Below are 10337 nucleotides of genomic sequence, written 5' to 3' on the forward strand. Positions count from 1 at the left end.
TTTGAGACACAAGTATAATCGCGCGTAATTAGCTACCTCTTAACGCTTTTACTAAAAACCTCTTAACACACTCTTAATTTTATCTTAATTCAAAATGTAACTCGCTGAATAAAAAGATGTTTTAACATGCTATTTTTTTATCAAAAAAATTTATCATCGCACATATTTTAATATATTTGAATCCAAAATAATAATAAATTAAGTACAAATAGATTGGCGACAGAGGCATAACCAACGCTTTTTAAAGATGAAATTGAAACTCTTTTTCTTACTATTTATCCTGAGCCTGATTGTACCCGAAAGCAAGGGAAACGAATTTGCAGAGAATACTTTTCTTATCGCCCGGCTAAGTCCTTCTGAATATCGGAGTAACCGGGTATGGAATTTTATGAATGCCAATAACTGGACAGGTATTGAACTGGACCTTAGCACCGATAGTGCTACCCGTACAATTTTCTTAAAAAACAGCAATATCCCATTTGAGGAAGTACTGATAAAAGTAAGTGCCCAGCTTAAAAACAATGAATCAAAAATTACGCCGCTGTTTATCAACTACAGCGGAAATGTGAACCTGCTCGACTCTATCATTAATTCGTCGGACCTGAAAAATCAGATTTTTTACCTGCCCCAGGGCGAACGGTGGCCATCGGTTGAGTACCTCGTACAAGCCAACCGACGTGCCATTTTTTTTATTGAGGGCAAACTGCAGGACGAAAGCAGAATTCTACACCATACCAACAATTATGCGCTGGAAATCAGTGCCAGTCAAATCACTCCCAACTCAGTAATTTTAAACATTGAGTCCAACATTAACAAAGAACTTTTTAACATCCGAAATTTCGATCGGCTACCAACCGGTGTTTCAACCCGGCAATTAAACAGCAACCTGGTTCCCGAATACATTAACTTTTTGTTGGAAAGCTGGACAAAATATGGCAAAAAACCCAACTTCCTTTTTGTAGGACGGAACATCTATAATTTTGGTTTTATAATCGAACACCTCAATTCGTTTGTAGCAGTAAAAGGGCAGGTTAGAACTGCCGGCAAAAACCTTGAACGTGTATACTGGAAAAATGCAGAAACACTTCTGACCGGTGGCAAATTCAGCTTTCCCATTCGTGGAGGCGAGGAAATGATTTTAACTCCATTTGTGCCGGGATTCAGTCTTACTCCTTCTCAACTTATCATTACGGCAGAAATGGTAATGCCTGAAAACTACTCAATTATGGCACATCCGCTAAATTTAAGTCAGGGGTTAATGGCCAGCTTTGATTTTGAGAATAATTTAGCAGATCGGGTAAATTCAGAACGATCGTTTACTGGAAATGGGTACTCTTTTAGCCAGGATATTGATAGGGGCACAGTGCTTCGTTTACCTGAAAATGCCAATGTAAACCTGGGCGATCCGGCTTTGTATAAATTACCAAACAGCAGTTTTACGGTAAGCTGTTTTGTGAAATTTACCGATATTCTTGAATATGGCGATAATGCCATTCTTGGCAACGATGAACGTGGTTACCGGCGAGGCTTGCACCTGGTTTTACGTTCCGGTCATCCTTACTTTGGACTTTGGGCCAACGATTACATGTCGGAAGAATTGCTGGAAAGCAACCTTTGGTACCATTTAACCTGGCGCTATATTTTGGAAACAGGCCAACAGGCGATATTTGTTAACGGACAATATGTAGGTGGTTCAGATGGTCATCCGCCCTACTCAGGAACCAACGATATACACATCGGGAAAGCCCTATCAGGAGGTGCCAGTTTGCGGGGTTATATCGATAACCTTTATATTTGGAACCGCCCTTTGGGTAATGAAGAAATAAACCGACTGGCGCTTGACGAAGAAATTGTTTACTCCAGCGATGAACAATCAACAGGTTTTTTGGAGTCAAAAAACATTGTTCTGATATTAGGACTTATCGCCTTATTTTTCCTGATTCTTATTTTCATTTTACTTCGGATTGTGCACGTACGAAAACAATCAGTACTGGTTAGCAAGCCCGAAATGCCCACTAAAAACCAAATTCAATTGTTTGGCGAATTTAAAGCCATTAACAGCAAAAACGAGGATATTTCAGAGCTCTTTACACCTAAAGTTCGCGAATTGTTTATTTATACCCTGATTCAAAACGTAAAAAGTAGCGCTGGTGCCCCTGTGGCCGATGTTGACAAAACTCTTTGGCATGGAATTGAAGCAAAAAAAGTAGCTAATAACCGGGCAGTTACACTAAATAAACTACGAAAACTACTGGCCCAGTTCGATGAAATTGAAATTATTTCGAATAACGGTTTTTTGCAACTCCAAACAACAGGCAACTTTTTTTGTGATTATGTGGAAGCCTTTAAACTTTGTAATATCCCGGAAGGAATGACAAGAGGACAGCTACAACTGTTTTTCCACCTGGTAAAAAAAGGCCGCTTACTTAAAAGAGCCAATTGGCCATGGTTGGATGAAATAAGAGGCTTTACCGGCAACCAGGTGATCGACAACCTGCTAAAACTGGCTATTATTTACAAAAAGGAAAACAAACTTAAAGAGCTTGAAAAAGTTGCACAGCGTATTATCGATTACGATGATTTAAACGAAGAGGCCATTTACCTGCAAATATGGGCTTTACAAAAAGCCAATAATCCGCACCTTGCCCGCTTTAACTTCGATTCGTTTTGTGCCAAATACGAAAAAAGCATGGGCGAAGCCTATTCAATGGATTTTAAAGCTTTCACCCACTACTTTTCTGATCAGCTTTAATCTTGATTCGTATCATCGGCATGTTCCAGTTCAACTGAAAAATGGCGCATTATTGGTGCTTCTTTTTTTATCCGGTAGCCATGATTGATGAGCTCCCGACGATCGAAAATATTTTTTAGCGCTACCGCCACTACATCCATATGGTTATTGGTATAGGTTCTGCGGGGAATAGCCAAACGCAACATTTCAAGTTTCGGGTAACGGTTTTCGCGTGTAAGCGGATCACGGTCGGCCAACAAAGTCCCCACTTCAACACCCCTCACCCCCGACTCAAGGTATAACTCAATTGCGAGTGTTTGTGCTACATATTCCTCTTTTGGCACGTGGCCTAAAAACTTTTTGGCATCAACAAAAACAGCATGCCCCCCTATGGGTTTCTGAACAGGAATATTGTTAGCAATTAACAGATTACCCAGGTATGCCACCTGTTGTATACGGTTCTCCAGATAATCATCGGTTGTCACCTCATCCAATCCAACTGCGAGGGCATTCATATCCCGTCCAGCCATACCTCCATAAGTATTAAATCCTTCAAACATGATATTAAAAACCGACGCCTGTTTATACAAAGCTTCCTCTTTTACCGCAATAAACCCGCCAATATTTACAATTCCATCTTTTTTACTGCTCATGGTCATTGCATCGGCATAAGAGAACATTTCTGCCACAATTTCCTTGATGGTTTTGTTGCGGTATTCATCTTCGCGTTGCTGAATAAACCAGGCATTTTCAGCAAAACGGGCCGAATCGAACACCACTTTAATACCGTACTTTTGCGATAAGGCATACACATCGCGCAGGTTTTGCATCGACACCGGTTGTCCGCCTGAGGTATTGCATGTTAGGGTAACAATTACCATGGGTATTTGCCCCACCGGATGTGCGGTATAAACTGCTTCCAGTTTTTCAAGGTCAATATTCCCTTTAAACGGGTGCAACGAGTCGGTATCAAAAGCTTCGTCAATGGTGCAATCAACAGCCGAAGCTTTTCGGTATTCAATATGGCCTTTTGTCGTATCAAAATGACTGTTACCGGGCACTACATTATCGGCTTTTACCAGCACCGAAAAAAGCACATTTTCGGCTGCCCTACCCTGATGGGTTGGCAAAAAATACTCAAATCCCAAAATAGTTCTGATAGCATCTTTTAAATGATAATACGATGAAGATCCCGCATAGCTCTCATCTCCTGTCATTATTGCTGCCCATTGGTTCTGGCTCATCGCTCCTGTGCCGCTATCGGTTAACAGGTCGATATAAACCTGTTCGCTTTTCAAATTAAAAAGATTATAACTGGCTTGTTTTATCCAGTCTTCACGTTGTTTACGGGTACTTCGGTAGATACGTTCTACCATTTTTATTTTATACGATTCTGCAAATGGTAATTCCATAATTCTTATAAATTGAGAAAGAATAGCCGTTCATGTAAACCACTACTAAATACTTTCCGGTAAATAAATTACGTTGATTTGCCGACTCATTTCGGCAGGATTCAGCATTACAGAAGAATAAAAGCATCCCTGTTTTTTATGTTCAGGAAGCTCCTATTATGGAGATAAGTAGCCATCAAAAATTTAATCATGACTTTTTCTTTATCGTACTGTACAAATTTAACACGCTTACAACGATAAGAAATACGATAAATATCAGTTTTAAACATTTTTAAAACGAGGGTTAAAAGAATTGCCGTAATTTTACCGCGAAACAAATTGAAAAGAAAAGAAAATGGGAAAATTAGCATTTGACGCAGTTATTTTTGATATGGATGGTGTAATTACAAAAACCGCCATAACCCATGCAGCAGCATGGAAAAAAATGTTTGACGAATACCTGCAAAAACATGCCTACGAAACCGGAGAACCGTTTAAAGAATTTACACAAGGCGATTACCTCACCTATGTTGATGGAAAGCCCCGCTATAAAGGTGTGGCCTCTTTTCTGGAATCGCGAAACATTAGCATTGCTTTTGGCGATACCAGCGACGAACCCGGCATGGAAACAATATGTGGTTTGGGCAACCGTAAAAACGAAGCATTTAACGAAGTAATAGCCCGCGACGGTGTTGAAGTTTACGAATCAACTGCCCAACTTTTAAACGACCTGCAGGCAGCCGGAATTAAATTGGGTGTTGCCTCGTCGAGTAAAAATTGTGCCCCTGTACTTGAAGCGGTTGACATGCTAAAAATATTCGGTGCCCGCGTTGATGGTGTTGTTTCGGCGGAATTGGGATTGCACGGAAAACCAGAACCAGATATTTTTACCACGGCATGCGAAATGCTGGAATCTGTTCCGGCAAAAGCCATTGTTGTTGAAGATGCCGTTTCGGGTGTTCAGGCCGGTGCTAAAGGGGAGTTTGGCTTAACGCTGGGAATTGCACGCGAAAACAATGAAAAGGAGCTTGCCGATAACGGTGCTGACTTTGTTGTTACCGACCTGGAAGAGCTTGGAGGAATTTCAGGTTTAAACAATTTGTTTTTAAAGAATAACAAGTAATAAAATTGGTCAAACTATCGATTTTATGTTGATGGTTTGACCTTATTTTTTGGATAAACCATCCAACTCATCTACACTTCTTCGTAAAAAATCGCGAGTATAATAGTCCTCATCTACGATTTCCCCGTTCCATACCAAAATATCCAGATCGATGGTTCGTGGGCCAAATTTAGGCACCGAACGGTCGCGCCCCAGCTGGTCCTCAATTTTTTTGAGAAGTTTATTCAACGATTCTCTGTCCTGCAGCGTAACGATTTTTACCGCTCCATTTGTAAAGTCTGACTGATTTTCAATGCCAATTGGTTTGGTTTTGATCATGGCTGAAACCTGAAGCACCTTTACTTCTCCTTTCAGGATTTCCAGCATTTTGGCAATATTCTCATCAGCATTAATGTTAGAGCCAATGCCAACGATTACCTCATTCATCGCGAAGCCTCCATTTCCATCGAAACCGATTCGGCAAAACGAAGGGCATGCGGTTTATCCACTTCAACACGGGCCCATTTAACCTTTTTATCTTCCATTATGGTATCCAGTATATTTTGGGTAAGCACTTCCAGCAATTTGAAACGCCCTTCCTGCACCAAGGCAATAATTTTTTTTGTAATTACTTTGTAGTTAAAAATATCTTCGGGTTCGTCTGATTCCAAAGCCGATTGCGGAATGTCTGTTTCAATTTCAAGATTGATAAGCACATCCTGCTTGTTTACCAACTCGTCGGGATTAAACCCGATATAGGTTCGAATCAACAGATTTTTTACACGTATTTTTGCCATAATTAAAGGTTTTTTCCAAGGTTTTCGCCACCGTCGGCAAACAGCAATTGCCCGGTCAGATGGTCATTTTCTAAAATATAATCCAAACTCTTCAGGATGGGGTCTACACCCCCCGGTTTTTTCATGGGTATGCCTTGCGCCAGCTTTTCCAGGTAATTTTCATCTTCATCTTCTGGAGGCAGGGTCACACCCGGAGCAATGGCATTAACCCGAATGTCGGGTGCTAATTCAAGCGCTGCCATTTTTGTTAAGTCCCAAAGGCCCTTTTTTGAAATGGAGTAAGCTGCAAAATTAGAAGCATTCACTGTTACCCGTGTATCCACAAAATTTATGATGTTTCCCGTTTTAAAATAATTGGAAAAATCGCGGATTAGAAAAAACGGCGCTTTAAGGTTAACATCCATTTGTGAGTTAAATAACTCGAGTGAAGTACCTTTCAGGTAACCTCGATCAAATACTGAAGCATTGTTTACCAGCAAATCAACAATTATATTGTTGGCTGCAAGTTGCGGAATTAAGCCTACCACTTCATCGGGATGAGCCAGGTTGGCTTGCACAGCGCTAAACTGCTGATTGGGATATTTATCCGAAAGTTCTTTTACCAACTCATCTGCACCTTTTGCCGAAGAATTGTAATGCACCACAACATTCCATCCCTTTTCTGCAAGATGTTCTGTTAACGATCGGCCAATGCGTTTTGATGCTCCGGTTATTAAAGCTGTTTGTTTCATACACAAAAGTTAGTGTTTTTTTCTAACAAGAACAGGGCTGCCAGACTTATGTTCATAAAAAAAGGCCCGCAAAACGGACCTTTTCAAAACTTAATATGGTTTTTCTATTTGCTGTATGAATTCAATTTACTCAGGTACTTGCCAATAATATCAAACTCGAGGTTAATAACCGTTCCCACTTTAAACGTGTGAAAATTGGTTACTTCCTGGGTAAAAGGAATAATGGCGACCTGAAAAGAATTGTCTTTTGAATTTACCACAGTAAGGCTAACACCATTAACTGTTACCGACCCTTTTTCAACGGTCATGTATCCTTGCCTGGCTTTTTCAATATCAAATTCGTATTCAAACGTGTAGTACCAGCTACCGTCGGCTTCTTCTACTTTAACACATGTTGCTGTCTGGTCAACATGCCCCTGAACAATGTGTCCATCCAAACGTCCATTCATCATCATGCTGCGCTCGAGGTTTACTTTCGAGCCCACTTCCAACAAACCCAAATTTGATTTCAGCAAGGTTTCCTTAATGGCTGTAACCTTGTATTTCTTTTCAGCTTTATCTACCCAAACTACGGTTAAACACACGCCGTTGTGCGATAAACTCTGGTCAACTTTCAGCTCATCGGCAAACGAACAGGTTAAGGTAAAATGTACATTCTCCTGCTCTTTTTCAATGGCTACAACTGTTCCGAATTCTTCAACTATTCCTGAAAACATAGCTTTATATTTTTATTGAAGAATGTTGATTAATTAGTTGCGATGTCTGGTCTTTCTTGATCAACTATTAATCATCATTCTGTATTCCACAATTATTTTACACTCCATTCAACACCATCCTTGGTGTCTTTTATTTCCACGCCAATTGCACCCAATTCATCACGAATTTTATCGGCAGTTCCCCAATCTTTATTGGCCTTAGCGTCTTTTCGCAGGTTAATAAGTAACTCAACAGCACCCGCCAAAACTTCGTTGTTTCCACTTTCTACAGCTCCTTCTTCTTTAAGCCCAAGAATATCAAAAACAACCTTGTTAAAAAAGGCCTTTAAATCCTCCAGATCAGATTGCGAGATTTTTTCGGTGCCCGCTTTTACCGAGTTAATCAGTTTAACGCCATCAAAAAGGTGCGCAATGGCAATCGGACTGTTCAAATCATCGTTAAGGGCAGCAAAACATTTGTCTTTTAAAGCGGCCACATCAATAGTTGAGGTAGCGGAAACAGCTAACTCCTCCAGTGTTTTTAATGCGGTCATCAATCGTTCAAGTCCTTTTTCTGAGGCCTGTAAAGCTTCATTGGAAAAATCGATTGTGCTTCGATAATGTGCCTGCAAAATAAAAAAGCGAATGGTCATTGGCGAATAGGCCTGCTCCAGAATTTCGTGCGTGCCGGTAAACAATTCATCGAGGGTGATGAAATTACCAAGTGAGCGCGCCATTTTCTGGCCGTTAATGGTAATCATGTTATTGTGCATCCAGTAACGTACTGATTCGGTTCCGCGGCAGGCGGTATTTTGTGCAATCTCACACTCGTGGTGCGGGAAAGTAAGATCCATTCCACCGCCATGAATATCAAATTGTTCGCCCAGGTACTTGGTACTCATAGCCGAACACTCGAGGTGCCACCCCGGGAAACCATCGCTCCAGCGCGAAGGCCAGCGCATAATGTGCTCAGGTGCTGCTTTCTTCCACAAAGCAAAATCAAACGAGTTTTTCTTCTCATCCTGCCCATCCAGCTTGCGAGTATTGGTTTTTATGTCATCGAGGTTACGCCCCGAAAGCTTTCCATATTTGTAATCGTCATTGTATTTTTCTACATCAAAATACACCGAACCGTTGGCTTCGTAGGCGTATCCATTTTTCAGAATACCTTCAATCACCTGAATTTGTTCGATAATATGACCTGAAGCACGCGGCTCGATACTTGGCGGCGTAACATTTAGGTCATCCATATTCCGGTGAAAAGTATTCATGTATTTCTGAACCACTTCCATTGGCTCCAGCTGCTCCAAACGCGCTTTTTTTGCAATGCGGTCTTCGCCAACACCTTCCACTTCATCTTCCAGGTGGCCCACATCGGTAATGTTGCGCACGTAACGCACTTTGTTTCCGAGGAAAGTAAGGTAGCGATACAACAAATCGAAAGTAATAAACGGACGGGCGTGCCCAAGGTGCGAATTACTGTAAACCGTTGGTCCGCACACGTACAAACCAACACGACCTTCAACCAATGGCTTAAACGCTTCCTTTTTTCGGCTAAGCGTATTGTAAATATATAGTTGACTCATAATTTTTTTTGAAAATCAGATGATGATGCAAAGGTAAAACAAAATGCCTTATTATAGTGCCAGTTTTGTACCACACGGTAGCTACAACAACCCAAATTAACCTTTGCCAAAACAATTATTCCGCCTGGTTGGCTTCGGTACTTTCATTTTGTTTTTTCTGCTCATCGAGCTTGTTAAAATACTTGCGGTAAAAAATCAGAATAGAAAATATTCCAACTGTTATAGCCGAATCGGCAATGTTGAATACCGGTCTGAAAAAGATAAACGGATTTCCTCCCACCTTTGGCAACCATTCGGGATAGCGGCCTTCAATTAAAGGAAAATAAAACATATCAACTACCCGGCCATGCAAAAAACTGGAGTAACCACCCTCTTCAGGAAACAGGCTTGCCACCTGCCCATAACTGTGGTTAAAAATTATTCCGTAAAAAAGGCTATCGATAATGTTACCAATTGCACCGGCAAAAATAAGAGCAATACAGGCAATAAACCCAAATGGCACATCTTTCTGTTTTGCCAGTTTAAATAAATACCAGCCAATGGCAATAACGGCAACAATGCGAAAAACACTCAGAAACATTTTACCGTATTCGCCGGCAAATTCAAAACCAAATGCCATTCCGTTGTTTTCAACAAAATGCAGAATAAACCAATCTTTAAACACCACAATTTCGTCGCCAATTGAAAGATTGGTTTTTATCCAGAACTTGAGTACCTGGTCAATAATTAAAATGGAAAATATTATTATCAATGACTTGATTGTACGCGACATATCCTTACCCTTTATAACAGAAATGCTCTTCGAAAACTTTTAATTTGTTTTTCGAAGAGCAAATCCGAATCTTTTTTGTTCTACTTTTTATTGTCCTTTTTTCGCATCAATACTTAGTGTTGCATGAGGAACTGCACGCAGTCTTTCTTTTGAAATTAACTTACCTGTTTCGCGACAAACACCGTATGTTTTATTTTCGATACGAATTAGAGCAGCTTGTAAATGCTGAATAAATTTTAACTGACGCTGAGCTAATTTTCCGGCTTCCTCTTTAGAAAGGGTAGCTGCGCCTTCTTCCAATACCTTAAATGTTGGCGATGTATCAGAAATATCATTTCCATCGCCTTGAGTAATCGAATTCTTGTACATGGTATAATCTTCCTGGGCTTTTTCAAGTTTAACCAGAATGATTTTTTTGAATTCCATCAACTCCTCATCCGTATATCTGTTTTTGTCTCCCATAGTTCTTGGGTTTTTAAGTTCCTCTCAAATGTTTCAACAAGGCCCTAAAGTAATAAAAAAGTCCATCATT

10 protein-coding genes are annotated in these 10337 nt (G+C 40.5%); 2 read left to right on the forward strand and 8 right to left on the reverse strand.

The window, feature by feature from the left end; genetic code table 11:
• The first annotated feature begins 247 nt into the window (after nt 1–247).
• The gene (locus QZ574_RS09630; protein WP_297089239.1) at nt 248–2752 is read left to right on the forward strand and encodes a LamG-like jellyroll fold domain-containing protein; all 2505 of its coding nucleotides are present in this window, start codon (nt 248–250) and stop codon (nt 2750–2752) included.
• On the opposite strand, the gene QZ574_RS09635 is transcribed toward QZ574_RS09630, so the two are convergent.
• A complete protein-coding gene (locus QZ574_RS09635) occupies nt 2749–4143 on the reverse strand; it encodes a tryptophanase (protein WP_297089241.1) in 1395 nt (464 codons plus the stop codon). The genes QZ574_RS09630 and QZ574_RS09635 overlap by 4 nt on opposite strands.
• Before the next feature lie 334 nt (nt 4144–4477).
• Between QZ574_RS09635 and QZ574_RS09640 the strand changes: the two genes are divergently transcribed.
• The gene (locus QZ574_RS09640) at nt 4478–5245 is read left to right on the forward strand and encodes a beta-phosphoglucomutase family hydrolase (protein ID WP_297089243.1); all 768 of its coding nucleotides are present in this window, start codon (nt 4478–4480) and stop codon (nt 5243–5245) included.
• 42 nt (nt 5246–5287) lie between these two features.
• Here the strand turns inward: QZ574_RS09640 and folK are convergent, their stop codons facing one another.
• The 7 genes from folK to QZ574_RS09675 all read right to left on the reverse strand — a co-directional run bounded on the left by folK (nt 5288) and on the right by QZ574_RS09675 (nt 10267).
• Nucleotides 5288–5671, reverse strand: a complete 384-nt coding sequence (gene folK, locus QZ574_RS09645; RefSeq protein WP_297089245.1) for a 2-amino-4-hydroxy-6-hydroxymethyldihydropteridine diphosphokinase — start codon at nt 5669–5671, stop codon at nt 5288–5290.
• On the reverse strand, nt 5668–6021 hold the full coding sequence (locus QZ574_RS09650; RefSeq protein WP_297089248.1) for a dihydroneopterin aldolase: 354 nt from the start codon (nt 6019–6021) through the stop codon (nt 5668–5670). Before QZ574_RS09650 ends, folK begins: the two co-directional genes overlap by 4 nt.
• Before the next feature lie 2 nt (nt 6022–6023).
• Complete coding sequence (locus QZ574_RS09655) at nt 6024–6752, reverse strand: SDR family NAD(P)-dependent oxidoreductase (protein WP_297089250.1); 729 nt, start codon at nt 6750–6752, stop codon at nt 6024–6026.
• Nucleotides 6753–6856: 104 nt separating this feature from the next.
• Nucleotides 6857–7468 (reverse strand): riboflavin synthase, encoded by a 612-nt coding sequence (locus QZ574_RS09660; RefSeq protein ID WP_297089252.1) that lies wholly within the window; start codon nt 7466–7468, stop codon nt 6857–6859.
• A gap of 92 nt (nt 7469–7560) precedes the next feature.
• Nucleotides 7561–9033, reverse strand: coding sequence for a cysteine--tRNA ligase (gene cysS / locus QZ574_RS09665; protein WP_297089254.1), 1473 nt, complete (start codon nt 9031–9033; stop codon nt 7561–7563).
• A 115-nt stretch (nt 9034–9148) separates the two neighbouring features.
• The gene (locus QZ574_RS09670; RefSeq protein WP_297089256.1) at nt 9149–9805 is read right to left on the reverse strand and encodes a lipoprotein signal peptidase; all 657 of its coding nucleotides are present in this window, start codon (nt 9803–9805) and stop codon (nt 9149–9151) included.
• Nucleotides 9806–9892: 87 nt separating this feature from the next.
• Nucleotides 9893–10267 (reverse strand): TraR/DksA C4-type zinc finger protein, encoded by a 375-nt coding sequence (locus QZ574_RS09675; RefSeq protein ID WP_297089258.1) that lies wholly within the window; start codon nt 10265–10267, stop codon nt 9893–9895.
• Nucleotides 10268–10337: the final 70 nt, after the last annotated feature.

It is taken from the genome of uncultured Draconibacterium sp., from assembly GCF_913063105.1.
GTDB lineage: Bacteria > Bacteroidota > Bacteroidia > Bacteroidales > Prolixibacteraceae > Draconibacterium.